This window comes from Micromonospora narathiwatensis (assembly GCF_900089605.1).
GTDB classification, from domain to species: Bacteria; Actinomycetota; Actinomycetes; order Mycobacteriales; family Micromonosporaceae; genus Micromonospora; species Micromonospora narathiwatensis.
In genome coordinates this window covers 4,320,256-4,345,947 of record NZ_LT594324.1, presented here as the reverse complement: position 1 = coordinate 4,345,947, position 25,692 = coordinate 4,320,256, and the positions used below count along the sequence as shown (strand labels likewise).

Sequence of the window (25,692 nt, the reverse complement as noted above, 5' to 3'; positions counted from 1 at the left end):
CGGTCGACGGCCTGTTACCCAGCGTGTCCGAGCCCGGAAACCCGGCCCGGCGTGTCGACAGCCCTCCCGAGGGACCGACTGCCTCGGGAAGGGACCACGGCCCCTCCGGACGGGCCGCCTGCCTCGGCAGTGGAACGCGGCACGGGAACAGCCACGCTCCGCGGCCGGGCGGCGACCCGGGCGAGCAGGTCCGGGCGGGGTGGTGTCGGCGCGCCTACGATGGGGACCGGCCGGTGCCCGTGCGTCGTCGCCGGCCGCCAGGGAGGCCGCATTGACTCCGAGCAGCACGTCGCGGAGGGTGAACGGGGGCCGGCGTACCGACCGTGGCTGGCGGGAGCAGGTGCCCCGGGGCTTCGCCACCCTGCTCTGGGTCGTCGCGGTGGTCTGCGCGCTGGCGGCGCTGAGCAGCGCCTTCCGTACCGGGTTCCAGCCGGTCCGCACCGCGATCGACGCCCTGCTGGTGCCCGCGCCGGCCAACCTGGCGTACGCGGTCTTCCTCGGCACCCTGGCCTCGGCGGTGCTGCGCCGCAAGCGGCTGGCGTACTGGGTGATGGTGGCGTACTTCAGCCTGACCCTGGCGGTCAGCGTGCTGGCCGGGGTGCTGCTGCTGGTGATCGGCAGCAACCGGCTCAACGCCGCCGCCGGGCAGCGGCTCTTCACCACCCTGGAGACCGTCGGGGTGTGGGTCGGCATCGCCTTCGCCGCCGGCGCGCTGGCCCTCCTGCTCGCGGCCCGCCGGGAGTTCTACGCCCGGGTACGCGGCGGCAGCACCTGGCGGGCGCTCGGCGTCTTCTTCGGCCTGGCGGCGCTCTCGGTCGGGCTCGGCTACCTGCTGCTCCTGGTCGAACCGGGCAGCCTGCACACCTGGTCGGACCGGCTCGGGTACGCGGCGGAGAAGGTGTTCGGTGGCGCGATCACGCTCGACGTGACCCGCCGGGGCCAGGCGCCCGGCTGGGTCAACCTGCTGCTCGGCGGTTTCGGCGCGGTCGCCTTCGTGACCGGCCTGTTCACCCTGCTCCGCTCGCAGCGCGCCAACGCCGTGCTGCAGCCCGAGGAGGAGCAGCGGATCCGTGAGCTGCTCGCCCGGCACGGTGAGCGGGACTCCCTCGGCTACTTCGCCACCCGGCGGGACAAGGCGGCCGTCTTCTCGCCCAGCGGCAAGGCGGCGATCACCTACCGGGTGGTCAACGGGGTCAGCCTGGCCAGCGGCGACCCGGTCGGCGACCCGGAGGCGTGGGGCCCGGCCATCGAGGCGTGGCTCGGGCAGGCCCGCGCGTACGCCTGGATCCCGGCCGTGATGGGCACCGGTGAGGCCGGGGCCCGGGCGTACCAGCGGCACGGGTTGAAGGTGCTGCACCTGGGCGACGAGGCGATCCTGCTGACCCGCGAGTTCGACCTGGACGGGCGGGACATGCGGCCGGTACGCCAGGCGGTGCACCGGGTGGAACGCGCCGGCTACGTCGCCCGGGTGCGGCGGCACGCCGAGATCCCGCCGGAGGAACTGGCCCGGCTGGCCGGCCTGGCCAGCGCCTGGCGGGACACCGAGAACGAGCGGGGCTTCTCGATGGCGCTGGGCCGGCTCGGCGACCCGGCCGACGGCGACTGCGTGCTGGTCGACGCCCGGGACGCCGAGGGCCGGGTGCGGGCGCTGCTGTCGCTGAGCCCGTGGGGCGCGAACGGGCTCTCGCTGGACCTGATGCGCCGGGACCGGGTGGCCGAGAACGGGGTCATGGAGTTCATGGTGGCCGCGCTGCTGGGCGCCGCCCACCGGCTGGGCGTCGAGCGGGTGTCGCTGAACTTCGCGGTGTTCCGCTCGGTCTTCGAGCAGGGCGCGCGGATCGGCGCCGGCCCGGTCATCCGGCTCTGGCGGCACGCCCTGCTCTTCTTCTCCCGCTGGTGGCAGCTCGAGTCGCTCTACCTGTCCAACGCCAAGTACCAGCCGAACTGGCTGCCCCGCTACCTCTGCTTCGCCGAGCGCCGGGAGCTGGCCCGGGTGGGCATCGCGGCGGCGATCGCCGAGGGCTTCCTCGCCCTGCCCGGCGGCCGGCCCACCCCGCTGTACGGGGTGCCGCCGCCCGGCGGCGGGGTGCGCTTCGTGCCGCCGGCCGCCGCGACGGTCCGGGCCGTACCGCCGGAGCCGGCCGCGATCGAGCGCCCGGAGCAGGTCCGGGTACGCCTGGCCAAGCTGGACCGGCTGCGCGCCGACGGGGTCGACCCGTACCCGGTGGGCTATCCCCGTACGGAGAGCTGCGCGGCGGTGCGGGCGCGGCACGCGGGGCTGGCCCCGGACACCGGGACGGGGGAGACCGTGGCGGTGGCCGGCCGGGTGCTGCTGGTCCGCGACCACGGTGGGGTGCTGTTCGCCACGGTCCGGGACGGCAGCGGCGACCTTCAGCTCATGCTGGAGCACGACCTGGACCGCTGGCGGGCCACGATCGACATCGGCGACCACGTCGGCGCCACCGGCGAGGTGTACACCACGCGGCACGACGAGGTGTCGGTCCGGGTCGCCGACTGGCGACTCACCGCCAAGTGCCTGCGCCCGCTGCCGGACAAGCACCACGGGCTGGCCGACCCGGAGGCCCGGGTCCGGCAGCGCTACCTGGACCTGGCCATCAACGCCGACGCGCGGGAGCTGCTGCGGGCGCGCGGCGCGGCCCTGCACAGCCTGCGCTCGTTGCTGGTCGGGCGGGGCTTCCTGGAGGTGGAGACGCCGATCCTCCAGCGGGTGCACGGCGGGGCCAACGCCCGCCCGTTCGTCACTCACAGCAACGCGTACGACCTGCGGCTCAGCCTGCGGATCGCGCCGGAGCTCTATCTGAAGCGGCTGGCCGTGGGTGGCGTCGAGCGGGTGTACGAGCTGGGTCGGGCGTTCCGCAACGAGGGCGTCGACCACAGCCACAACCCGGAGTTCACCGTGCTGGAGGCGTACCAGGCGTACGCCGACTACCACGACATGCGGGCGCTGGCCCGGGAGCTGATCGTCGGGGTGGCGGTGGCGGTGCACGGCACGCCGGCGGCCCGCCGCCCGGGCGGCGGGCTGGTCGATCTCGGTGGTGAGTGGCCGGTGCGGACGGTCAACGAGGCGATCTCCGCCGCGTTGGGCGAGGAGGTCACCGCCGACACCGAGCTGGCCGCCCTGCGCAAGTTCTGCGACACCGCCGGGGTGCCGTACGACCCGGGTTGGAGGCGCGGCGCGGTGCTGCTGGAGCTGTACGAGCGGCTGGTCGAGGCGCGGACCGAGGGGCCGACGTTCTACCTGGACTTCCCGACCGAGGTGTCCCCGCTGACCCGGCAGCACCGGCGCGACCCGCGGCTGGCCGAGCGGTGGGACCTGGTGGCGTTCGGGATGGAGCTGGGCACCGCGTACACCGAGCTGGTCGACCCGACCGAGCAGCGGCGCCGGCTCACCGAGCAGTCGCTGCGGGCGGCCGGCGGCGATCCGGAGGCGATGGAGCTGGACGAGGACTTCCTCACCGCGCTGGAGTACGCGATGCCGCCCACCGGCGGCCTCGGGCTCGGCGTGGACCGGCTGATGATGCTGCTGACCGGCCGGTCGATCCGGGAGACCCTGCCGTTCCCGCTGGTCCGCGACTCCTGACCCGGCTACCCGGCGGGTCGGCCATCGAGTGGGTGGGCCGGGGGTGACAGGGGGTTTTAGGCTGGGCGCGTGCCGGGGATGCTGGTGGTGGTGACGGGGACGTGGGCGTACGTCCTCGCCCAGTTCATGGCCGACCGGCCGGCGGGGCTGCTCGCCGGCGCGGCGGTCGCCGCCGCGCTGCTGCTGGCCACGCTGCTCGCCTTGCGGGTGCGGGCGCTGCCCACTCCGCCCGGCGGGCGGCGGGCCGCCGCCCTGCGCGCCCGGTCCCGCGGTCGCCGGGTGCCCCGGCAGGCCGACCCGGACGCCTCCGGCCGGCCCCGTCCCCGAGCACCCGGCCCGCGCCCCTCGGCCGCGTAGCGTCCCGCCGTCCTCGCTCCGTGCGGGGGTGGTCGCTGCCACGCGGCCGGTTCCGTCGTCATCCGTCCCGTCGGGACGTGTCGTCCCGTCGGGGCATCCGGAATCGGACCGAGGGGTTTCCCCGTGCTCGCCTTCGCACCACTGCACACCGCGGCCTCCGTCGCCGCCACCGTCGTCACCTGGCTCGCCGACACGCTGGCCCCGCTGACCGGCGGGGCCGCGACGGCCGCCGCGATCGTCCTGTTCACCATCGGGGTCCGGCTGATGCTCTCGCCGCTCACCCTGGCCCAGGTCCGCGGGGAGCGGCGCCGTGCGGCGCTCGCCCCCGAGATCCGCGACCTCTCCCAGCGGTACGCCGACGACCCGGCCCGCCTGCAGAGCGAGCTGGTCGCGCTCTACCGGCGGGCCGGGGCCAGTCCGGTCGCGGGCTGCCTCCCGGCGCTGTTGCAGGCGCCGTTCTTCCTGGTCATGTACCGCCTCTTCGCCACCGGCGACGGCCTCGACGACGCCGGCTCGCCCGGCCTGCTGCACGAGCGGCTGGCGGGCGTGCCGCTGGGCTGGCACCTCGGCGACGGGCTCTCCGGCCCGGTGCTGGCGGTCTTCGGGCTGCTGCTGGCGGCCCTGCTGGCGCTGGCCTGGTGGTCGTCGCGCCGGGCCCGCCGGGCGGCCGCGGCCACCGGTACGCCCACCGAGGGCCCCGCCGCCGCCCTGGGTCGGCTGGTGCCGCTGCTGCCGTACACGTCGGTGCTGGTGGCTCTGGTGGTGCCGCTGGCGGCGGTGCTCTATCTGGTCACCACGACCGGGTGGACCGCCCTGGAGCAGGCCGTCCTGCGCCGGCCGCAGCCGGCAGGCATCGACGAACGTTGACAAGTGCGGGGGCGGGGCGTACAAATCGCAACCAGAGAGCGCTCTCTCGCCCCGTCCCCGCAGAGAGGCATTCCGATGAATCCTGTCCCGGCGGCGTCCGCCGCCCCGTCCGCCGTGCGCCGGTCGCGCCGGCGGCTCTCCCTGGCGGCCGCCGTGGTCGCCACCACCACCGCGCTGGCCACCGTCACGATGACCGCCCACGCCGCCGTCCCGCCCCCGCCGTCCGGTTGGAGTCTGGTGTGGAGCGACGACTTCACCGGCGCCGCCGGCACCCTGCCCTCGTCCGCCAACTGGATCATCGACACCGGCACGAGCTACCCGGGCGGCCCGGCCAACTGGGGCACCGGCGAGATCCAGACGTACACCTCGAACACCGCCAACCTCAGCCAGGACGGCACCGGCAACCTGCGGATCACCCCGCTGCGGGACGGCTCCGGCCGGTGGACCTCGGCCCGGATCGAGACCGTACGGACCGACTTCAAGCCGCCGGCCGGGGGAGTCCTCGCCCTGGAGGGGCGGATCCAGATGCCGAACGTCACCGGCGCGGAGGCGGCCGGCTACTGGCCGGCGTTCTGGGCCCTCGGCTCGCCGTACCGGGGCAACTACCAGAACTGGCCGGGCGTCGGCGAGTTCGACGTGATGGAGAACGTCAACGGGATCAACTCGGTCTGGGGGGTGCTGCACTGCGGCGTCGCCCCTGGTGGGCCGTGCAACGAGTTCAACGGCATCGGCAACTCCCGGGCCTGCCCGGGCAGCACCTGCCAGGCGGCGTTCCACACGTACCGCTTCGAGTGGGACGCCTCGGTCAGCCCCCAGCAGCTCCGCTGGTACGTCGACGGCCAACTCTTCCACACCGTCAGCCAGAGCCAGGTCGGCTCGTACTGGGGGCAGATGACCAACCACGGCGGCTACTTCATGCTGCTCAACGTGGCGATGGGCGGCGGCTTCCCGAACGGCGTGGCCGGCACCACCACGCCGACCTCGGCCACCGTCTCCGGCCGTCCGATGCTGGTCGACTACGTGGCCGTCTACACCCGGGGTGGCGGCACCCCGCCGCCGACCACCGCGCCGCCGACCACCCCGCCGCCGGGAGGCGTGGTGGACGCGTACTCGACGATCCAGGCCGAGGCGTTCAACGCCCAGAACGGGGTGCAGGTGGAGGCGTGCTCCGAGGGCGGTCAGGACATCGGCTCGCTGAGCAACGGTGACTGGGTCCGCTACGACAACGTGGACTTCGGCAGCAGCCCGCCGCGGGACTTCCTGGCCCGGGTCGCCTCCGGCGCGGCGGCCGGGGTGAGCGGGCTGGTCGAGGTCCGGGTGGACAGCCTGAGCAACTCGCCGATCGGCAGCTTCGCGATCGCCAACACCGGCGGCTGGCAGAGCTGGCGCTCGGTGCCGGGCAACGTCGCCTCGGTGACCGGCCGGCACACCGTCTACCTGACCTTCTCCAGTGGCCAGCCCGCCGACTTCGTCAACGTCAACTGGTTCACCTTCCGGCGCTGACCGGGAGCGCGGGGCCCGTCCTCCGGGACGGGCCCCGCTTCACGCCCGGACCCCTCTGGACAGAAACAGTTAACAGTCTTAATAATAGGCGCTGACGTCGACAGTCATGAATGCCTCGCCATGTCGGCCCGGCCAGGCCGGCACCTCCCACCACACCGGTCCCTGGAGGACGCCGTGAGACTCCGCACTACCCGCGTGGCGACGTTCGCCGCCGCGCTCGCCACCGCCCTGGTCGCGGCCACCGTCGTGGCCGCGCCGCCCGCCTCCGCCGCCACCGCCGCCTTCACCCGCGTATCCAGTTGGGGTACAGGGTACGAGGCGAAGTTCACCGTCAAGAACGACAGCTCATCGACCATCACCTCGTGGAACGTCCAGTTCGACCTGCCCGCCGGCAGTAGCCTCGGCGTGTACTGGGACGCCCTGCTGACCGCCTCCGGCCAGCACGTCACCGCCGTCAACCAGTCCTGGAACGGCACCCTCGCCCCGGGCGCCAGCACCACCTTCGGCTTCAACGTCAACGGCAACGGCGACCCGACCAACTGCACCGTCAACGGCGGTCCGTGCGGCGGTGGCGGCGGCAACCCGGGGGCGCCGGCCACCCCGGGCGGCCTGCGGGTCACCGGCACCACGAACACGTCGGTCTCGCTGGCCTGGAACGCCGTGTCCGGCACGGTCACCGGCTACCGGGTGTACGACGGCAACACCGTGAAGGCCACCGTCACCGGCACCTCGGCCACCGTCTCCGGCCTCGCCGCCTGCTCGACGTACGGCTACACGGTGACCGCGTACAACGCCAGCGGGGAGTCGGCGAAGTCGGCGGCCGTGTCGGCCACCACCACCGGCTGCACCGGCGGTGGCACCGGCGCGATGGCCGCCGCGCCCTACCTCTACCCGGGCTGGGGCGACCCGCCCGCGCCGTCCACCGTGATGAGCGCGACCGGGGTCAAGTGGTTCACCATCGCGTTCGTGCTCTCCGGCGGCGGCTGCACGCCGGCCTGGGACGGCAGCGGCCCGCTCACCGGCGGCGCGCACGCCAACACCATCGCCGCGATCCGGGCGGCCGGCGGTGACGTGATCCCGTCCTTCGGCGGCTGGAGCGGCAACAAGCTCGGCCCGAACTGCTCCTCGGCGAGCGCCCTCGCCGGGGCGTACCAGCAGGTCATCAACGCGTACGGCCTGAAGGCCATCGACATCGACATCGAGAACACCGACGAGTTCGAGAACGAGGCGGTGCAGGACCGGATCCTCGGCGCCCTGAAGATCGTCAAGCAGAACAACCCGGGGATCAAAACGATCGTCACCATCGGCACGTCGACCACCGGCCCGTCCTGGTGGGGCACCCGGCTGATCAACCAGGCCGCCGCGCTCGGTGCCAACATCGACGTCTTCACCATCATGCCGTTCGACTTCGGTGGCGGCGCGAACATGTACCAGAACACGGTCAACGCGGCCGAGGGGCTGAAGAACGCGCTGAAGACCGCGTTCGGCTGGTCCGACGCCACCGCGTACGCCCACATGGGCATCTCCGGCATGAACGGCCTCTCCGACCAGCAGGAGCTGACCTCCCCGGCCACCTGGACCCAGATCCGGGACTGGGCCAAGGCCCGAGGGCTGGCCCGGTTCACCTTCTGGTCGGTCAACCGGGACCGGGCCTGCCCGGGTGGCGGCGTCGTCTCCAACTGCTCCGGCATCGCCCAGAACACCTGGGAGTTCACCTCGATCACCGCGAAGTACTGAGCGGCGTCGCGGTCAGCGACCGGCGGTCACCGACCGCCGGTCGCGCCGCGTACGGCGCCGGTGGATCCGCACCACCTCGCGGCGCGTCAGTCCTCCGGGTGCAGCGCGGCGTCCGCCGGCCCCCGCCGCCAGCCGGTGAACCGGACCACCAGGCCGCCCCGGCTGGGCGAGCAGCAGTACGGCCCGGCCGACGCCTCGGCCGTCGGGTCCAGCGGGGCCAGCCGGACCAGCCGCCACGGCTCGCCGTCCACCCGGGCCCGTACGGTCAGCGCGTCCCCGACCCGGCTGACCCGGACGGTCACCTCCCGCCCCGACCACTCGGGCACCGGGGCGACCGACCAGTCCGACACCTCGTCGGTGACCACCGCGCCGACCTGCGGCTGCCCGTCGCTGACCTCCACCCCCGCCTTGGTCCACCGCCGGTCGTCCACCCGGACCAGCACCCCGGCCTGGTCGAACTGCGCGCCGTAGTCGAGGCGGAAGCTGACCTCCACCGCACTGTCCACGGGGAACGGCGCGAGCAACGCCGACCCGTCGTCGTGTACGAAGCCGTAGCTGGTCCGCCGCCAGAAGTCGCTGCCCCCGCGCGGCTCGACCAGCAGGCCGTCGCCGGACTCCTCGGTGCGTGCCGGCGGGTTCAGCCAGGTGCCGGCGGACCAGTCGACGGGGTGGCTGTCGAGGCTCATGCCGGCACCGTACCCGCCCGGCGACCCCGGAGGAGGGCCCTGGTTTGCCGGCGACGCGGCGGGGAGAAGTAGACCGGGCATGGGCGAGCGGTGGTATCAGGAGGCGGTCGTCTACTGCCTCGACATCGACACGTACGCGGACTCGAACGGCGACGGGGTGGGCGACATCCGGGGGCTCATCGGCCGCCTGGACTACCTGGCCCGGCTCGGCGTGACCTGCCTGTGGCTGCATCCGATCCACCCGTCCCCCCGGCGGGACGGCGGCTACGACGTCACCGACTTCTACAACGTGGACCCACGCCTGGGCACCCTCGGCGATTTCGCCGAGCTGCTGCACCAGGCGCGGAACCGGGGCATCCAGGTGGTCATCGACCTGGTGGTCAACCACACCTCGGACGAGCACCCCTGGTTCCAGTCCGCGCGCTCCTCGCCCGACTCGCCCTACCGGGACTGGTACGTCTGGTCCGCGAAAGAGCCACCGGACCGCCACCAGGGCATGGTCTTCCCCGGCGAGCAGAGCGAGACGTGGAGCTACGACCGGACCGCCAGGGCCTGGTTCTACCACCGCTTCTACAACTTCCAGCCGGACCTCGACATCGCCAACCCGGAGGTCCGCGCCGAGATCAAGAAGATCCTGTCCTTCTGGCTCCAACTCGGTGTCTCCGGGTTCCGGATGGACGCCGTACCGTTCATCATCGAGCTGACCGAGCCCGGCAACCCGGACTCGCCGAAGGACCTGGAATTCCTCACCGAGCTGCGCCAGTACGTGCAGTGGCGGCGGGGCGACGCGGTCCTGCTGGCCGAGGCGAACGTCGAGCCCGACCAGCTCCCGACATACTTCGGCGACAGCGGCGGCTCGGCCAACCGGATCCACATGCTCTTCGACTTCATGCTCAACGGGCGGCTGATGCTCGCCCTGGCCCGGCAGGACCCGGAGCCGGTGATCGAGGCGTTGCGGGACACCCCGGCGCTGCCCGCGGGTGGGCAGTGGGCGACCTTCCTGCGCAACCACGACGAGATCGACCTGTCCCGGCTCACCGCCGAGCAGCGCAACCAGGTGTACGAGCAGTTCGGCCCCGAGGAGGACATGCGCCTCTACGGCCGGGGCATCCGCCGCCGCCTCGCCCCGATGCTCGGCAACGACCGTCGGCGCATCGAGCTGGCGTACGCGCTCCAGTTCTCGCTGCGCGGCACGCCGGTGCTCCGTTACGGCGAGGAGATCGGCATGGGCGAGGACCTGTCGCTGCCCGGCCGGGAGGCGATCCGTACCCCGATGCAGTGGTCGTACCAGGAGAACGCCGGTTTCTCCACGGCGGACCCGGAGAAGCTGGTCCGCCCGGTGGTCGACAAGGGCGAGTACGGCTACCAGCGGGTCAACGTGACCGCCCAGCGCAGGGACCCGAGGTCGCTGCTGGGCTGGTTCGAGCGGATGATCCGTACGCTTCGGGAGGCCCCGGAGATCGGCACCGGCACCACCTCCCACATCGACGTGCCGATGCCGCCCGGGGTGCTCGCGCACCGGGCCGACGGGCCGACCGGGACCATGGTGTTCCTGCACCACCTCGGCACCGAGGACGTCGAGGTCGACCTGAGCATGCTCGCCCCCGAGGCGGACCTGCCGATCGACGTGTTCACCGACCGCAACTACCCGGAGGTCGGCAAGCTGGACCGCCTCAAGCTCGGCGGCTACGGCTACCGGTGGATCCGGCTCTGCCGCGGCGATGGGCTGTGACGACCGGGTCGGCCCGGCGTACGCCTGGGTTAAGCTCCTTCGATCGAGCCCAAGTTACCGGGAGGTAATCATGTCGGAGGAGCCCCGCGTCGCCATCGTGACCGGAGCCGCGCGCGGCATCGGCGCGGCCACCGCCCGCCGGCTGGCCGCCGACGGCATGGCCGTCGCCGTGGTCGACATCGAGGAGGACGCGACCAAGGAGACCGTGGACGCCATCGCCGCCGCCGGCGGCCGGGCGCTCGGGGTCGGCGCGGACGTCTCCGACCGGGCCCAGGTGGAGGCCGCCGTCGAGCGGGTCGCCGCCGAGCTGGGCGCGCCGACCGTGCTGGTCAACAACGCCGGCGTGCTCCGCGACAACCTGCTGTTCAAGATGACCGACGCCGACTGGGACACGGTGATGGGCGTGCACCTGCGCGGCTCCTTCCTGTTCAGCCAGGCGGCCCAGAAGCACATGGTCGAGCGGAAGTGGGGCCGGATCGTCAACCTCTCCAGCACCTCGGCGCTGGGCAACCGGGGTCAGGCGAACTACGCCGCCGCCAAGGCCGGCCTGCAGGGCTTCACCAAGACCCTGGCCATCGAGCTGGGCCCGTTCGGGGTGACCGTCAACGCGGTCGCGCCGGGCTTCATCGTCACCGACATGACCGCGGCCACCGCCGCCCGGATGAAGGTGGACTTCGCGGCGCTCCAGCAGCACGCCGCCGCCGAGATCCCGGTCCGCCGCACCGGCCGCCCGGAGGACGTCGCGCACACCGTCTCGTTCCTGGCCAGCGAGGGCGCGTCCTTCGTCTCCGGACAGGTCATCTACGTCGCCGGCGGCCCCAAGGACTGACCGGGTCGCCGTCCCGCCCGCCGGGTCGCCGTCCCGCCCGGCAGCGGCCGGGCGGGACGGTCAGGCGGGGTCGCGGCGGGTGCGCCAGAGCCAGTAGAGGCCGAGCATCGGCAGGACCAGCGGGATGTAGCCGTAGCCGCTGCCGAACCCGGACCAGACCGTCGCGTCCGGGAAGAGCGCCTTGTCGGCCACGCTGAGGACGCCGACCGCGACCACCCCGACCAGCTCCACCGTGCAGCAGGCCAGCGCCACCCGGCGGCCGGCGTGCCCGGCCCGGGCCAGCCCGACGGCGGCCACGATGTAGATCAGCGCGGCCACCGCGGAGAGCAGGTACGCCACCGGCGCCCGGTCGAACTTGGTGGCGATCTGCAGGCCGGCCCGCGAGGTCGCGGCGATGGCGAAGAGGATGTAGACGGCGATCAGCAGCCGGCCCGGCCCCCGGTTGGTGGTGCGCTCCGGCGCCTGCGTCTCAGCCACCGACGACCTCCCAGGTCTGCTGGAGGCGGACCACCACGACCGGGGCGACCAGACAGATCGCGCAGACGATGGCCGAGCCCCACCGGGTCGGCTCCATCCGGGCCAGCACCCAGGCCAGCGGCGGCAGGCAGACCAGCGTCACCAGGTAGCCGAAGAACGCGCCCGGCTCGCCCGGCCGCTCGCCGCCGCCGAGCGCCACCAGGGCCAGCGCCGCGAGCGCGAGCAGCGCCGCCTCCAGCACGGCCAGCCCGCCGACCTGGAGCCGATCCGGCGCCTGGTGGCGCAGCGCCGCCACCAGGGCCCAGACCGCGATTACGAGCGACAGCACGATCGTGGCCGTCGCGAGGATCCCGTCCACCGGCGAGCCGGCCGCCGCGGCGCTGGTCATCGACGCCACCGGCGAAGCAGTCCCGTTCACCGGCACAGCCTACTAAGCGTCGTAGTAGCCGCTGTCGCCCGGCTCGCCCGCCGCGTCAGGGGCGCGCGGCGAGGGCCGGACGACTAGCGTGGATCACGACCACGGGCGTACGCCGTGGCGGACGACGACGGCAGGGGGACACGTGCTGCGGTTCGGCTTGTTCGGCACCGGCTACTGGGCGGCGGAGACGCACGCCGCGGCCATCGACGCCCACCCGCGAGCCGAACTGGCCGGGGTCTGGGGCCGGGATCCGGAGAAGGTCGCCGCGCTGGCCGCCCGGCACGGCGTACCGGCCTTCGGCGACGTGGACGAGTTGCTCGCCGCCTGCGACGCGATCGCGGTCGCGCTGCCGCCGGACGTGCAGGCCGAGATCGCCGTCCGGGCCGCCGGCGTAGGGCGGCACCTGCTGCTGGACAAGCCGCTGGCGTTGAGCCTCGCCGAGGCCGACCGGGTGGTCGCCGCCGCGCAGGCGTCCGGGGTGGCCTCGGTCGTCTTCTTCACCCAGCGCTTCCACCCGAACGTCACCGGCTTCCTCGCCGCCACTGCGGCGGCCGGTGGCTGGCAGCACGCCCGGGCGACCATGTTCGCCTCCATCTTCCAGCCCGGAAACCCGTACGGGAACTCGCCGTGGCGGCGGGAGCGGGGCGCGCTCTGGGACATCGGCCCGCACGCGCTGTCGCTGATCCTGCCGGTGCTCGGCCGGGTCACCCGGGTGGCCGCGATGGACGGCCCGAGCGGCCTGGTGCACCTGCTGCTCACCCACGACGGCGGTGCCACCAGCACCCTGTCGCTCACCCTGGACGCGCCGACCGAGGCGACCACCCACGACTTCGTCTTCTTCGGCGAGAACGGCACCGAGACCGTCCCGCCCGGCGACGGCAGCGCGCTCCAGGCGTTCGGCACGGCGATCGACCAACTGCTGGAGGAGGTCGAGGCGGGCACCCGGGACCACCGCTGCGACGTTCGGTTCGGCCGCGAGGTGGTGGCGGTGCTCGACGCCGCCGAGACCGCCCGCGCCGAGGGCCGCACGATCGAACTCTGAGCCGGGGCCCGAAATCGCCTCGTGCGGCGGCGGGCGGGGCGCTAGCCTGGCCGGCATGTGTACGCATGCCCTGATCGACGTGGCCGTCACGCCGGCCGCGCGGGGCCTCCTCCTGGTCGCCCGTCCGCGAGTCCGGCGTCCGGCCCTGGCCGGCCGGAACGCCCACCGCGCCTGACCTGACCGTCCGCACCGCCGGCCCGTGACCGGGCCGGCCGTCGCGCGCCGCCTTCGCGTTCCGCCGACTTCCAGGGTCGTCCGAGTCCCGATTCCGCTCGGACAGGCCCCGCTCCGCGCTGCCTGTCCGTACCGTCGCCGTCCGGCGACAGACAGGACGATCTTGTGGCGCCCCGCCGATCCCGTACCACCGCACGCGACCGGTCCCGTCGCGTACTGTCCCAGAACTTCCTCGCCGACCCGGCCGCCGTCGTGCGGATGCTCCGGGCGGCCCGCCCCGGCCCCGACGACCTGCTGCTGGAGGTGGGCGCCGGGGACGGCCGGCTGACCCGGCCGCTCGCCGCCCGCTGCGGCCGGTTGATCGCGTACGAGGTCGACCCGGCCGTCCTCCCGGGGCTGACCGCGGCCTGCGCGACCCTGCCGCAGGTCCGGATCCGGCCGGCCGACTTCCTCGCCGCCGAGCCGCCCGCCGAGCCGTTCGCCGTGGTCGGCAACATTCCCTGGTCGCTGACCGCCGCCGTGGTCCGGTGGTGCCTCGCCGCGCCCGGCCTGCGGTCGGCGACCCTGCTCACCCAACTCGCGTACGCCCGCAAGCGCGCCGGCGACCACGGCCGGTGGAGCCGGCTCACCGTGCTCACCTGGCCCGAGCACCACTGGCGGCTGGCCGGCCGGGTGCCCCGCGCCGCGTTCCGCCCGGTACCCGCCGTGGACGGCGGCATCCTGCGCATCGAACGTCGCCCGGAGCCGCTGCTGTCCCCGGCGGCGCTGCCCGCGTACCGGAGGATGGTGGAGCTCGGCTTCGGCGGCGTCGGCGGCTCGCTCGCGGCCTCGCTGCGCATCGCCCACCCACGCCGCCGGGTCGAGGGCGCGCTACGGGCGGCCCGGCTCGATCCGGACATTCCGGTTGGTCTGGTCTGGCCGGAGCAGTGGCTGGTGGTGTTCCGGCTGCTGCACGCCGTCGAGCCGGGGGCCGCGAGGATCAGGCCAGGGTATTCAGCGCCGCGCCCAGCTCGGCGGGGGAGGCGAACTCCTCCGCCGGCAGCGCCCTGAGCATCTGCAACATCTCGGTGCTGCCGCCGTTCTCCTGGCACCAGCGGACGAGATCCTCGCGGGAGACCGGGTAGTCGAGCCCGGCCAGGAACTCCTGCCACTGCACCCCGGTCACCGTCATACCGGCCGGCTACCCGCTCCGCCCGCAGGTAAGCAGCGGCCCTTACGTCCGGGGGCGGTTTGCCCGGGCGGGTCGGGGGGTAGCCGCGGGCATGCTGGTACAGCGACTCGGCGCGCCGAGCGACTTCGACCCGCTGTTGGAACGCGTCCGGGACGCCCGGATCGTCATGATCGGGGAGGCGACGCACGGCAGCTACGACTACTACCGGCTACGCGAGCAACTGACCCGTCGGCTCATCGCCGAGCAGGGCTTCGACTTCGTCGCGGTGGAGGGGGACTGGCCGGACTGCGACCGGGTGCACCGTTCGGTGGTGGGTGCCGCGGGCGGGTTGGCGGATCCGCAGACCGCGCTGGAACGTTTCGAGCGCTGGCCCACCTGGATGTGGGCCAACGCCGAGGTGGCCCGCTTCTGCCGCTGGCTGCGGGCCTGGAACCTGGACCGCCCCGAGGCGGAGCGGGCCGGCTTCCACGGACTGGACGTCTACAGCCTGTGGGAGTCGATGCAGGCCATCTTCGACTACCTGGGCGAGGAGGATCCGGCCTCGCTGGAGGCGGCGCAGGAGGCGTACCGCTGTTTCGAGCCGTACGGCAAACGGTTCGAGGAGTACGGCACGGCCAGCCGGTTCGTCTCGGCCCGGTGCGAGGAGGAGGTCATCCGGCTGCTGGCCCGTACCCGGGAACAGGCCACCGCGGACGGCGCGGACCGCTTCTCGGCCTGGCAGAACGCGGCGGTGGTGGCCGGCGCGGAGCGCTACTACCGGACGATGGTCGGCGGCGGGCCGGAGTCGTGGAACGTCCGGGACACCCACATGGCCGACTCCCTGGACCGGCTGCTCGACCGCTACGGCGCGGAGTCCCGGGGCATCGTCTGGGCGCACAACACCCACGTCGGCGACGCCCGGGCCACCGACATGGCGGCGGACGGGATGATCAACATCGGCCAGCTCGCCCGGGAGCGGCACAGCCGGGACGCGGTGGCGCTGGTCGGTTTCGGCAGCTACCGGGGCACGGTGATCGCCGCGCCGCGCTGGGGTTCGCCGGCCGAGACCATGGTGGTGCCGCCGGCCCGGGAGGGCTCGGTGGAACGGCGGTTGCACGAGCTGATGCCGGAGCGGGCGGTGCTGGTCTTCGGTGGTCCGGACCAGCCGGAGTGGGTCACCGGGGAGGCGGACCACCGGGCCATCGGGGTGGTCTACGACCCGAGCTTCGAGTCCTGGGGCAACTACGTGCCCACCCGGCTGGGCGAGCGCTACGACGCGTTCATCTGGTGCGACGAGTCCACCGCCCTGCATCCCCTGCCGGCGCTCGCCAGCCCGGGCGAGATGGAGACCTACCCGGCCGGCGTCTGACCGGCCGGGCAGGTGCCCCGGGATCACACCTCGGCGGGCTCCCGATCGGCGAGGTGGGCGCGCAGGCCCTCGCCCTCGACGTCCACGTTGGGCAGGATCCGGTCCAGCCAGCGGGGAATCCACCAGGCGGCGGTGTCGAGCAGCGACATCACCGCCGGGACGATGGTCATCCGGACCACGAAGGCGTCGATCGCGACGCCGACCGCGAGCGCGAAGCCCATCGACTTGATCACCGGGTCGTCGAGGAAGACGAAGCCGCCGAAGACCGAGATCATGATCAGTGCGGCGGCGGTGACCACCCGCGCCCCGTGCCCCATCCCGTTGATCGTGGCCTGCCGGGCCGTGTCGCCGTGCACGAAGTCCTCCCGCATCCGGGAGACCAGGAAGACCTCGTAGTCCATGGCCAGGCCGAACAGGATGCCGATGAGCAGGATCGGCAGGAAACTGACCAGCGGGCCCGCGGTGTCCAGCCCGACCAGGCCGGCCAGGTGGCCCTGCTGGAACACCGCGACGGTGATGCCGAACGTGGCCGCCACGGTGAGCAGGAAGCCCAGCGCCGCCTTCACCGGCACCAGGATCGAGCGGAACACCAGCATCAGCAGCAGCACCGACAGGCCGACGACCAGCAGCAGATAGACCGGGAGCGCGTCGGAGAGCTTCTCCGACACGTCGATGCCGATCGCGGTCGCGCCGGTCAGCAGCACGTCGGCGTTCCGGATGCCGGCGACGTTGTCGCGGATGTGGTGCACCAGGCTCTCGGTGGCCGCGTCGGTCGGGCCGGTCTTCGGGACGACCCCGAGCAGCGCGGTCCGGCCGGTCGGGTCGAACTGCGCCGGGGTCACCGCGACCACCCCGTCCGTCTTCTGGATCAGCGCGGTGACCTGCGGTACGGCGGCCTGGGTGGCCTGCGGGGTGTCGGCGGTGACGACCACCGCGAGGCGGCCGGTGAAACCGGGGCCGAAGCCCTCCCGGACGAGGTCGTTGTTGACCCGCGCCGGGGTGCCCTCCGCCGCGGTGGCGGCGTCCGGCAGGGACAGGCGCATGTCCTGGGCGGGCAGGGCGAGCAGGCCGAGGCCGAGCAGGCCGACCAGGATGGCCGGAACGCGTAGCTTCGTCACCCAGTGTGCCCAGCGGAACCCGAAGCCCGAGCGGTCCTCCGCGCCGGTGCGGACCGCCTCCCGGCGGCGCAGCCGGCGGGGGAGCACCCGGCGGCCGGCGAAGCCGAGCAGCGCCGGGGCCAGGGTGATCGCCACCAGGACGGCCACGGTCACGGTGCCGGCGGCGGCCAGACCCATCACGGTGAGGAACGGGATGTTCACCACCGCCAGGCCGGCGAGCGCGATGACCACGGTGGCGCCGGCGAAGACCACCGCAGAGCCGGCGGTGCCGACCGCCCGGCCCACGGCCTCCTCGGGGGAGAGCCCGTCGAGCAGGTTCTGCCGGTGCCGGGAGGTGATGAAGAGCGAGTAGTCGATGCCGACCGCGAGGCCGAGCATCAGGGCCAGGATCGGCGCGGTGCTGGTCAGCTCGACCGCGCCGCTGAGCGCGAACAGGCCGGCCATGCCGACGCCCACCCCGATCAGCGCGTTCAGCATGGTCATCCCGGCCGCGACCAGCGAGCCGAAGGTGACGATCAGGACGATCGCGGCGACCAGCACGCCCAGCGCCTCGGTCGAGCCGACCTCCGGCTCGGCGTTGAGCACCTCGCCGCCGGGGGCGATCTGCCACCCCTGCGCCTCGGCCTGCGCACCCACCTTCTCGTACGCGGTGCGCTGCGCGTCCGTCACCTCGTCCGCGCGCCCGGCGAACTGCACCTGGATCAGCGCGTACCGGCCGTCGGGGCTGAGCGCCTGCACCTGGTACGGGTCGACCGCGCCGACCACCCCGGGCAGGGTGGCCGCCTCCTCGGTGACCTGCTTGACCACGGCCTGCCCCTGCGGGGTGCCGAGCTGGCCGGTCTGGGGCGCCTTGACGGCGATCGTGCCGGTGGCCCCGCTGGCCGCCGGGAAGCGCTCGGCGAGCAGGTCGATCGCGCGCTGCGACTCGGTGCCCGGCATGGTGAAGTTGCTTGCCGTCGAGCCCTTCAGCGTGAACGCGGCGGCGCCGAGGCCGACGAGTACGACGAGCCAGACGACGGCGACGAGCCGCCGCCGGCGAAACGATGCCCGGCCGAGCCGGTACAGCAGGGTCGCCATGAAGGTTCCTTGTCCTCAGGGATCGGAGCTGGGTTCAGGTGCTGGGTTCGAGGGCCCGCCGGACGACGGCCAGCAGCGCGGGCCGTAGTTCCTCGTCTGGGATGTCGATGAACTCGGCGCAGGTCTCGGCGGTCCCGGCCAGCACGACCAGCGCGGCGATCCGCGCCGACGGACGGTCGGAGTGGCCGGCGAACGCCGCGACGAGCCGCTCGGAGATCTGCTGGATGTGCGCGAAGGCGGGCTGCTGGAGCAGGTCGGGGAACTCGCCGCGGAGCAGCGCGATCTCCCGGCGGAAGCGCACCGCCAGGTCGACGAAGCCCTCGGCGGCGACCCGCTGCGCGTCGGCGCCGGTGTGCCCGGCGATCCGCGCGTCGAGCGCCTCCAGCACCGTGATGGCCGGCGCCATCAGCTTGCTGAGCAGCGCTTCCTTGTTGGCGAAGTGATAGAGCACGGTGGCCTTGGAGCAGCCCACCTCGCGGGCGATGTCCTGCAACGAGGTGCCCTTGTAGCCGGTGACGGCGAACCGCCGCGCCGCCGCGGCGAGGATCTCGTCGTGGGTCTCCGGTACCGACCGTGCCATGCCCTCCAGCATGCCTGACCGATCGGTCAGCACCTGACCGATCGGTCAGACTGGTCGGGTGGTCTTCGCCACACCGCTCACGCGACCGGCGTCCCGTGCTCCCGGTCGTACGCCGCCCGCGCCCCGCTGATCGCCGCCCGGTGCCGCTCCGCCCACTCGGTCAGGGCCACCAGTGACTCGTACAGCTCCAGCGCCATCGGGGTGGCGGTGTACTCCACCTTCGGCGGGACGGTCGGGTACACGTGCCGGTGCAGCAGGCCGTCCCGCTCCAGGTTGCGCAGGGTCAGGGTGAGCATCCGCCGGCTGATCCCCTCCACCTGCCGCTCCAGTTCGGTGAAGCGGATCGGTCCCCGCGAGGCCGCGATCAGGATGCCGATGCTCCACTTGCCGCCGACCCGGTCCAGCGCCTCCCGCACCGTGCAGGCCCGGGCCTGGTGGGCGGTCACGGTCACACAGCTGTTCCCCTGGGACACGAAAGTGCCTCCTTCCGCTCCGCCTGATGGTCACAGACCATGACCTCGGTAACAAACCGTGCACCAAGGAGGCGTTCCGATGGCGGGGCCAACCGCTGGCCCGCACTGCTGGTGCTCTGCGCCGGCAGCCTGATGATCATCCTGGACGGCAGCATCGTCGCCGTTGCGCAGCCGGCCGTCCAGGCCGACCCCGGCTTCTCCGCCGCGGGCCTGGCCTGGGTGGTGAACGCGTACCCGGTGGCCTTCGGCGGCCTGTTGCTGCTCGCCGGGCGCCTCGGCGACCTGCTCGGCCGGCGGCTACCGAACGGCGTTCGCGGTGGGAGCCGCCCTGGTCACCGCAGCCCTGCTGGTCGCACTGCGCCCGGCCCGGTCGACCCGCCGGCGGGGCCCGGGTCGGCAGGCCGGTGGCGGCATCGGTGGAAGCGGCCTCGGGGGCCGGCGGCACGACCGTTCCGCCCGCGCTTCCGGTACCACCTTTCGCGCCCTTTCGAGGTGATGTCGTAGACGAATCGGCGAATCGGCAACCGACGGACGGGCCGGTTCGCTGATTCGTTCACGACATCAGGTCCAGAGCGTGCGCGGACCCGTGTTGGGCCGCGCCTGACCGTCGGGCGCGGCCGGGGCGGACGCGGCAGGGCCGGACCCCGGCCGGGGTCAGGCGCCCAGGTCGGCGAGCACCCGGGCCAGCAGGTCCACCGCCGCCGGGTACGCGTGCGAAGGCGGGCGGGCGTACCCGACCACCAGGCCGGGTGGCCGGCCCGCCGGGTGGTGCCGGTGCCCGTCCAGCCCGCCGACGGCGAGCCCGCGCGCGGCTGCCGCCGCCAGTACCTCCGCCTCGGGCGGGCCGTCCGGCGGGAGGTGGACGGTGGCGTGCAGCCCCGCCGAGATCCCGCTGAGGGCGCGGCGCCCGCCCAGCCGGTCCAGCAGCAGGTCCCGCCGCTGCCGGTAGCGCCGCCGGACGGTACGGACCTGCCGGTCGTAGCCGTGCGTGGCGATCAGATCGGCGAGGGCGAGCTGGCCGATCGTCTCGGTGTGCAGGTCGAGGTGACGTTTGGCGTCCACCACCGGATCCACCAGCCGGGCGGGCAGCACCAGCCAGGCCAGGCGCAGCGCGGGGCCCAGCGTCTTCGCCGCCGTGCCGACGTACGCGACCTGCTCGGGGGCGGTGCCCTGGACGGCGCCGACCGGCTGCCGGTCGTACCGGAACTCGCCGTCGTAGTCGTCCTCGACGACCAGGCCGCCGGTACGCCGGGCCCAGTCGGTCAGCGCGTGCCGGCGGGCCGGGTGCAGCGTCACCCCGGTCGGAAACTGGTGCGCCGGGGTCACCACGGCGGCGCCCACCCGGGCGAGGCGCCCGGTCCCGAGCAGGTCGGTGCGGGCACCCCGGTCGTCCACCGGCAGCGGCAGCACGCTCCCGCCGTGCCGGCGGACCACCTCCCGGTGGAAGGCGAGCCCCGGATCCTCCATTGCCACGGTCGGCGTGCCGGCGTCGCGGAGCACGGTGGTGAGCAGCACCAGCGCCTGGACGTACCCGGTGGTGACCACGATCCGCTCCGGATCGGCGAGCACGCCACGGGCCCGGCCCAGGTAGCCGGCGAGCGCGAGGCGCAGCTCCGGTCGGCCGCGCGGGTCGCCGTAGCCGTACGCCTCGGTGGGGGCGACCGCGAGTGCCCGCCGGGTGGCCCGCAGCCAGGCCGAGACCGGGAACAGTCCGACGTCGGGGCTGCCGGGGCGCAGGTCGTACCGGAAGGGCGGCGCCCCGGGCGGCGGTGGGGCCGGTGCCGGCGTGGCCCGGCGCAGCGGGCTGACCTCGGTGCCGGCACCGACCCGGGCCACCAGCCAGCCCTCGGCGACCAGTTGGTCGTAGGCGGCGCTGACCGTGCCCCGGGACAGCCCGAGTTCGGTGGCGAGGGTGCGGGTGGCCGGCAGCCGGGTCGACGGCGGCAGCCGGCCGTCGCGGATGGCGTCGCGCAGCGCCCGCTCCAGCCCGGCCCGCCGGCCGCCACTCGCGTCCAGCTCCAGGTGCAGGTCGACGCCGAAATCGGCCCAGTCCATCGGCACGGAATTGGAGCTTAGGGCCGCCCACCGACGCGGCGAGAATCGCCGCATGACCGAGCTGAGCCGACGGGCCGCGACGCTGCGCGCGCTGCACCGCCCCGGAGATCCACTGATCCTGCCCAACGCCTGGGACGCCGGGTCGGCCCGGGCCGTGGCCGCCGCCGGCTTTCCGGCCGTCGCGACCAGCAGCGGCGCGGTCGCCGAGGCGCTCGGCCACGCCGACAACGAGGCCACCCCGGTGGACGAGATGTTCGCCGCGGTCGCCCGGATCGCCGCCGCCGTGCCCGTCCCGGTCACCGCCGACCTGGAACGGGGGTACGGGCTGGGCCCGGCCGAACTGGTCGACCGGCTGCTGGCCACCGGCGCGGTGGGGTGCAACATCGAGGACTCCGACCCGCGTACCCGGGAACTGTGCGACGTGGAGGAGCAGGCCGACCTGCTCGCCGGGGTACGCGCGGCGGCCCGGGCGGCCGGGGTGGACCTGGTGCTCAACGCCCGGGTGGACGTGCACCTGCGGGCGTACGGGCCGCCGGAGGGGCGGCTCGCCGAGGCGGTACGGCGGGCCCGCCGCTACCGGGCGGCCGGCGCGGACTGTGTCTACCCGATCGTGCTGGCCGACCGGGCGGCGATCCGGGCCGTGGTGGCCGAGGTGGACGCCCCGGTCAACGTGTTCGCCCGCCCCGGTGCGCCGGCCGTGGCCGAGCTGGCCGCCCTCGGGGTGGCCCGGATCAGCTTCGGCACCGGCGTGTACGCGGCCGCCCGCGCCCGTACCGTCGAGATGCTCGCCGCGATCCGGTCCGGCGGCGAGGTGTTTCCGGCCGGGGACTAGACCGGGTGTCGGGGTTGCCGAGGCGTCCCCGGCCCGGAAAGGTGAACGGATGGCCACCGCTGACGAGACCCGGGACGGGATCTCGCTGACCAATCTGGACCAGCCGCTGTTCGACGGGGCCGGGGCGACCAAGCGCGATCTGGTCGACTACCTGGACGCCGTGCACGAGCGGATCCTGCCGGAGCTGCGCGACCGGCCGCTCTCGGTGGTCCGGGTGCGGCCCGGGCAGGACCCGTTCATGCAGAAGAACCTGCCGAAGTACACCCCGGACTGGGTGCGCCGCACCTCGGTGTGGGCGGAGGCGTCCCGCCGGCGGATCTCGTACGCCCTCTGCGACGACCGACGGACGCTGCTCTGGTTCGCCAACCAGCGGGCGGTGGAGTACCACCCGACGCTGGGCGTCGCCGGCCGGCCGGAGCACCCCAGCCATCTGGTGCTCGACCTCGACCCGCCCCCCGGCGACTCGTTCGGCGCGGCGGTCCGGGCCGCGCTGCTGGTCCGGCAGGCGCTCGCCGACGTCGGGCTGGCCGGGGCGGTGAAGACCAGCGGCGCCAAGGGCGTGCACGTGATCGTGCCGGTGGACGCCGGGACCACCGCCGAGGAGGCCGCCGCCGCGACCCGGGCTCTCGCCGTCCACGCCGAACGGCTCGACCCGGCGCTGGCCACCACCGCCTTCATCGTCGAGGACCGGGGCGGCCGGGTGTTCGTCGACTCGACCCGGGCGTACGGGGCGACGGTGGTGGCGGCGTACAGCCCCCGGATCCGGCCGGGCACGCCGGTGTCGTACCCGGTCGGCTGGGACGACCTGGAGTCGGTCACGCCCGCCGACTTCACCGTACGGACCGTGCCGGCGCTGGTCGCCGAGCGGGACCCGTGGGCGGATGCGCTGCCGGCTCCGCAGTCGCTCCCGGCCGATCTGGTCGCCGAGGGGCGGACCATCCCGGTGGCCCGGGTGCAGGCGATGCACGAGGGCAAGCGTCGCGCGAAGGCCCGTCGCGAGGCCGGCTGACCGCCGCGTACACGGCAGAAGCCCGGGCCATCGGCCCGGGCTTCTGATGTCTGTGCCCCCGGCAGGATTCGAACCTGCGCCCCCGCCTCCGGAGGGCGGTGCTCTATCCCCTGAGCTACGGGGGCTCAGCGACCCGAGAAGAGTAGCAAACCCGCCTCCGGATCACCCAATCGGCACCCCGCGCGCTGATCTTCGCGTGCTCACGCGGCGGCGAGGGACCGGCCGCAGCTGGGGAGCGGGTGCAGGACGATGCGCCGGGGGAGGCGGCGCGGCCACTCGTTGCGGGGCCACGAGCCGTCGACGATCAGGTGCACCGTGCGCTCCTCGGCGCCACTGAGGCGCAGCACGAAGTCGCGGGGGAGCGGCGGGTCGACCGAGGGCGTGGTGATCATGAAGCGTACCCGGCCGCGGGAGGAGACCGCCGAGATCACGTCGGCCGCCGGCATGGTGCCGCGCAGGCGTATCCGGCCGATCCAGTAGACCTCCGCGGCGTGCTCCTGGGCGGCCCCGGTGATCGACGGGTACTCGGTGCGTACCCAGCGCTCGACCGCGGCCACGCAGAGCCCACAGGCCCGCTCCCGGGGCTCCCGCGGACCCAACCCCCAGGCCCGCAGGTACGCCCCGACCGTGCCGGCGTCCATCGCCAGGTCGAACCGGCGCTGGATGAGGGCGGTCAGGCTCTGTCGCGTCCAGAGCTCCTCGTCCAGGCCGAACTCGTCGGGGTGGACGCCCCGCAGCACGTCGATCAGTTCGAGTTCCTGTTCGCGGCTGAGCGTTCCCGACTCGCCCGGCCGCTGTCCGCGACGGACGGCTGCCACCGCCCCGTCACCGCCGATGGTGTGGCGTCGGCACCAGCTGGTCACCGACCGCCCTGCGTCTCTGAGTGCAACCCCCACGTCCTGCGCAACGAGCCCGAATCGCAACTGGTCACGATATGTGGGGAGAAAAGTCTCCAAGCAGTGCAATGGGTTGGATGACCATGAAACGTGATTAGCCGGCATAACGGACAAGGGTCGGGCCGGTTACGCCGTAGGGCCCGCGTCGCGTGACGCGGGCCCTACGGGAGCAGGTGCTGGGACGGCTCAGCCACCCAGCCGCTTGAGTGCGGCCTGGAGGTTGGTCAGGTCCTTCTGCTGGGTGTTCTTCATGGTCTGCGCGACGAGGAGCACATCCTTGTCGTGCCCCTCGTCGAGGACCCCCTGGATCATGTGGACCCCGCCGAGGTGGTGCCGGATCATCAGCTGGAGGAAGAGCAGATCGAACTCGCGCCCCTGGGCGGCCCGCAGCCTCTTCATCTCGTCCGGCGTGGCCATGCCCGGCATCAGGCCGTCCTTGACCAGGCCGGCCCCGTCCGACATCCAGGCCATCGGCGGCTGGTCGCCGGTCGGGTCCAGCTTCCACAGCCGCAGCCAGGTCTGCATGGTGCCGATCTCGCCCTGCTGCCCGGTGGCGATGTCGCCGCCGATCTGGCGTACCTCCGGATCCTGGCCCTGCTGGAAGGCCATCAGCCCCATCGCCACCGCCTGCGCGTGGTGGGTGGTCATGTCCCGGGCGAAGCCGGCCTCGACCGAGTTTTCACCCGGACGGGCGAGCGTCGGGGTGAGCAGGCCACCCGCGTACCCGAGCAGGAGACCGACCACGACGGCGGCGGCCAGGGCGATGGTGCCGAAGCGGCGCACCCCCCGCCGGCCACCGTCATCGGTGGCCGGGGCCTCGGCGAGGTCGGCGTCCGTGGTCACGGCGGTCATCGCGGCGTCCTCACTGGGTCGGCTGCTCGGGCATCTGGTTGCCCAGGTTGTCCCGCGGGGTGGTGCCGGTGGCCGTGACGCCCTGGTCGCAGTTGGCGTTCGGCCCCTCGATGGAGGCGTTCACCCGCAGCGTCTTGATGAAGTCGTCGATCCGGCTGTCGTCGGCGTTGTCGACCTTGAGCTGGAAGCCCCAGGCCTGCAGCGAGATCGGCTTGTCCAGCCCCTCGTACGGGCTGAGCATCAGCTTCTCCTTGCCCTGCACCTTGGCCTTGAGCTTCGCCACCTGGTCGGCCGGCAGGTCCGGGCGGTAGGTGATCCAGACCGTGCCGTGCTCCAGGCTGTGCACCGCGTGCTCGTTGGCGATCGGGGCGTCGTAGACGTCGCCCATGCAGTTCTGCCAGGCCGGGTTGTGCGGGCCGGCCACCGGCGGGAGGACGTCGTACTTGATCGTGCCCGCCTGGTGGTTGCCGCCGGCGACCAGGTCCTTGTCCTTCTTGCGGAAGTCGACCACACCCTTGATCGCGTCGGCCCGCTCCTGCCACGGCTGGGAGCCCCGGTAGACCGCCCAGGCGCCGACCCCGACGATGCCGACGGCCAGCACGCCGACCGCGACGAAGAGCGCGATCGGCCCCCACGACCGGCCCTGACTGACCTTCACCGGCGCGATCGGCTTGCGGCCCTTGCCGCCGGCGCCTGCCCGCGGGGTGCCCTTTCCGGCCCCCGCCTTGTCGCCGGCGGGCTTGTCGCCCGCGGCCGGCCGGCCGGCCGCCGGCTTCTTGCCGGTGCTGACCACGGTCGGGCGGCGCTCCGGGCCGCCCGGGGTGCTGATGCTCATCGTGCCTCGTCAGGTCGGTCGGT

The 25,692-nt window shown here is 73.7% G+C and carries 22 protein-coding genes, 1 tRNA gene and 2 pseudogenes; 13 read left to right on the top strand and 12 right to left on the bottom strand.

The window, feature by feature from the left end; translation table 11 throughout:
• Positions 1-271 precede the first annotated feature (271 nt).
• From lysX to GA0070621_RS18665, 5 genes are all read left to right on the top strand, one after another.
• The gene (gene lysX / locus GA0070621_RS18685; RefSeq protein ID WP_167667051.1) at positions 272-3,601 is read left to right on the top strand and encodes a bifunctional lysylphosphatidylglycerol synthetase/lysine--tRNA ligase LysX; all 3,330 of its coding nucleotides are present in this window, start codon (positions 272-274) and stop codon (positions 3,599-3,601) included.
• Between the two features lie 78 nt (positions 3,602-3,679).
• Positions 3,680-3,958, top strand: coding sequence for a DUF6412 domain-containing protein (locus GA0070621_RS18680; protein ID WP_091197616.1), 279 nt, complete (start codon positions 3,680-3,682; stop codon positions 3,956-3,958).
• A gap of 123 nt (positions 3,959-4,081) precedes the next feature.
• Entirely contained in the window at positions 4,082-4,825 is a 744-nt protein-coding gene (locus GA0070621_RS18675; protein ID WP_091197614.1) for a YidC/Oxa1 family membrane protein insertase, read from the top strand.
• Positions 4,826-4,900: 75 nt separating this feature from the next.
• Positions 4,901-6,328 carry a carbohydrate-binding protein gene (locus GA0070621_RS18670; RefSeq protein ID WP_091197611.1) on the top strand — a complete coding sequence of 476 codons (1,428 nt, stop codon included), beginning with the start codon at positions 4,901-4,903 and terminating at the stop codon, positions 6,326-6,328.
• Positions 6,329-6,502: 174 nt separating this feature from the next.
• The gene (locus GA0070621_RS18665; RefSeq protein WP_091197607.1) at positions 6,503-8,065 is read left to right on the top strand and encodes a cellulose binding domain-containing protein; all 1,563 of its coding nucleotides are present in this window, start codon (positions 6,503-6,505) and stop codon (positions 8,063-8,065) included.
• Positions 8,066-8,151: 86 nt separating this feature from the next.
• Here the strand turns inward: GA0070621_RS18665 and GA0070621_RS18660 are convergent, their stop codons facing one another.
• Entirely contained in the window at positions 8,152-8,751 is a 600-nt protein-coding gene (locus GA0070621_RS18660) for a DUF1349 domain-containing protein (RefSeq protein WP_091197605.1), read from the bottom strand.
• 79 nt (positions 8,752-8,830) lie between these two features.
• Between GA0070621_RS18660 and GA0070621_RS18655 the strand changes: the two genes are divergently transcribed.
• Together GA0070621_RS18655 and fabG are read left to right on the top strand one after the other, a co-directional pair.
• Positions 8,831-10,483 carry an alpha-amylase family protein gene (locus tag GA0070621_RS18655; RefSeq protein ID WP_091197602.1) on the top strand — a complete coding sequence of 551 codons (1,653 nt, stop codon included), beginning with the start codon at positions 8,831-8,833 and terminating at the stop codon, positions 10,481-10,483.
• Positions 10,484-10,553: 70 nt separating this feature from the next.
• Positions 10,554-11,312, top strand: a complete 759-nt coding sequence (fabG, locus tag GA0070621_RS18650) for a 3-oxoacyl-ACP reductase FabG (protein ID WP_091197599.1) — start codon at positions 10,554-10,556, stop codon at positions 11,310-11,312.
• Between the two features lie 60 nt (positions 11,313-11,372).
• Here the strand turns inward: fabG and GA0070621_RS18645 are convergent, their stop codons facing one another.
• Together GA0070621_RS18645 and GA0070621_RS18640 are read right to left on the bottom strand one after the other, a co-directional pair.
• Positions 11,373-11,789, bottom strand: a complete 417-nt coding sequence (locus GA0070621_RS18645) for a hypothetical protein (protein WP_091197595.1) — start codon at positions 11,787-11,789, stop codon at positions 11,373-11,375.
• Positions 11,782-12,177 carry a hypothetical protein gene (locus GA0070621_RS18640; RefSeq protein WP_091202595.1) on the bottom strand — a complete coding sequence of 132 codons (396 nt, stop codon included), beginning with the start codon at positions 12,175-12,177 and terminating at the stop codon, positions 11,782-11,784. Before GA0070621_RS18640 ends, GA0070621_RS18645 begins: the two co-directional genes overlap by 8 nt.
• Before the next feature lie 175 nt (positions 12,178-12,352).
• Between GA0070621_RS18640 and GA0070621_RS18635 the strand changes: the two genes are divergently transcribed.
• Together GA0070621_RS18635 and erm are read left to right on the top strand one after the other, a co-directional pair.
• Positions 12,353-13,249 (top strand): Gfo/Idh/MocA family protein, encoded by an 897-nt coding sequence (locus tag GA0070621_RS18635; RefSeq protein ID WP_091202594.1) that lies wholly within the window; start codon positions 12,353-12,355, stop codon positions 13,247-13,249.
• Positions 13,250-13,588: 339 nt separating this feature from the next.
• A pseudogene (erm, locus tag GA0070621_RS18630) lies at positions 13,589-14,374 on the top strand (ErmE/ErmH/ErmO/ErmR family 23S rRNA (adenine(2058)-N(6))-methyltransferase); the annotation flags it as partial.
• A 28-nt stretch (positions 14,375-14,402) separates the two neighbouring features.
• Here erm and GA0070621_RS18625 read toward each other — a convergent pair.
• A complete protein-coding gene (locus tag GA0070621_RS18625) occupies positions 14,403-14,594 on the bottom strand; it encodes a DUF2795 domain-containing protein (protein ID WP_091197588.1) in 192 nt (63 codons plus the stop codon).
• A 91-nt stretch (positions 14,595-14,685) separates the two neighbouring features.
• Between GA0070621_RS18625 and GA0070621_RS18620 the strand changes: the two genes are divergently transcribed.
• A complete protein-coding gene (locus tag GA0070621_RS18620) occupies positions 14,686-15,942 on the top strand; it encodes an erythromycin esterase family protein (protein ID WP_091197584.1) in 1,257 nt (418 codons plus the stop codon).
• Between the two features lie 23 nt (positions 15,943-15,965).
• Here the strand turns inward: GA0070621_RS18620 and GA0070621_RS18615 are convergent, their stop codons facing one another.
• The 3 genes from GA0070621_RS18615 to GA0070621_RS18605 all read right to left on the bottom strand — a co-directional run bounded on the left by GA0070621_RS18615 (position 15,966) and on the right by GA0070621_RS18605 (position 19,190).
• Positions 15,966-18,137 carry an MMPL family transporter gene (locus tag GA0070621_RS18615; protein WP_091197582.1) on the bottom strand — a complete coding sequence of 724 codons (2,172 nt, stop codon included), beginning with the start codon at positions 18,135-18,137 and terminating at the stop codon, positions 15,966-15,968.
• A gap of 34 nt (positions 18,138-18,171) precedes the next feature.
• Positions 18,172-18,717: a TetR/AcrR family transcriptional regulator gene (locus GA0070621_RS18610; RefSeq protein WP_091202592.1), complete on the bottom strand. Its 546-nt coding sequence runs from the start codon at positions 18,715-18,717 to the stop codon at positions 18,172-18,174.
• A 77-nt stretch (positions 18,718-18,794) separates the two neighbouring features.
• Positions 18,795-19,190 (bottom strand): winged helix-turn-helix transcriptional regulator, encoded by a 396-nt coding sequence (locus GA0070621_RS18605; protein ID WP_091197579.1) that lies wholly within the window; start codon positions 19,188-19,190, stop codon positions 18,795-18,797.
• A 132-nt stretch (positions 19,191-19,322) separates the two neighbouring features.
• Between GA0070621_RS18605 and GA0070621_RS30955 the strand changes: the two are divergent.
• A pseudogene (locus GA0070621_RS30955) lies at positions 19,323-19,487 on the top strand (MFS transporter); the annotation flags it as partial.
• A gap of 357 nt (positions 19,488-19,844) precedes the next feature.
• On the opposite strand, the gene pdxR reads toward GA0070621_RS30955, so the two are convergent.
• The gene (pdxR, locus tag GA0070621_RS18595) at positions 19,845-21,245 is read right to left on the bottom strand and encodes a MocR-like pyridoxine biosynthesis transcription factor PdxR (protein WP_091197576.1); all 1,401 of its coding nucleotides are present in this window, start codon (positions 21,243-21,245) and stop codon (positions 19,845-19,847) included.
• 52 nt (positions 21,246-21,297) lie between these two features.
• On the opposite strand from pdxR, the gene GA0070621_RS18590 reads away from it, so the two are divergent.
• Together GA0070621_RS18590 and ligD are read left to right on the top strand one after the other, a co-directional pair.
• A complete protein-coding gene (locus GA0070621_RS18590; RefSeq protein ID WP_091197574.1) occupies positions 21,298-22,077 on the top strand; it encodes an isocitrate lyase/PEP mutase family protein in 780 nt (259 codons plus the stop codon).
• Between the two features lie 49 nt (positions 22,078-22,126).
• A complete protein-coding gene (gene ligD, locus GA0070621_RS18585; protein WP_091197572.1) occupies positions 22,127-23,086 on the top strand; it encodes a non-homologous end-joining DNA ligase in 960 nt (319 codons plus the stop codon).
• Between the two features lie 53 nt (positions 23,087-23,139).
• Here ligD and GA0070621_RS18580 read toward each other — a convergent pair.
• The 4 genes from GA0070621_RS18580 to GA0070621_RS18565 all read right to left on the bottom strand — a co-directional run bounded on the left by GA0070621_RS18580 (position 23,140) and on the right by GA0070621_RS18565 (position 25,669).
• A tRNA-Arg gene (locus GA0070621_RS18580) sits at positions 23,140-23,211 on the bottom strand.
• A gap of 75 nt (positions 23,212-23,286) precedes the next feature.
• Complete coding sequence (locus tag GA0070621_RS18575; protein ID WP_091197569.1) at positions 23,287-23,982, bottom strand: winged helix-turn-helix domain-containing protein; 696 nt, start codon at positions 23,980-23,982, stop codon at positions 23,287-23,289.
• Positions 23,983-24,168: 186 nt separating this feature from the next.
• Complete coding sequence (locus GA0070621_RS18570) at positions 24,169-24,834, bottom strand: DUF305 domain-containing protein (protein WP_091197566.1); 666 nt, start codon at positions 24,832-24,834, stop codon at positions 24,169-24,171.
• A 10-nt stretch (positions 24,835-24,844) separates the two neighbouring features.
• Positions 24,845-25,669, bottom strand: coding sequence for a DUF3105 domain-containing protein (locus GA0070621_RS18565; protein ID WP_091197563.1), 825 nt, complete (start codon positions 25,667-25,669; stop codon positions 24,845-24,847).
• Positions 25,670-25,692: the final 23 nt, after the last annotated feature.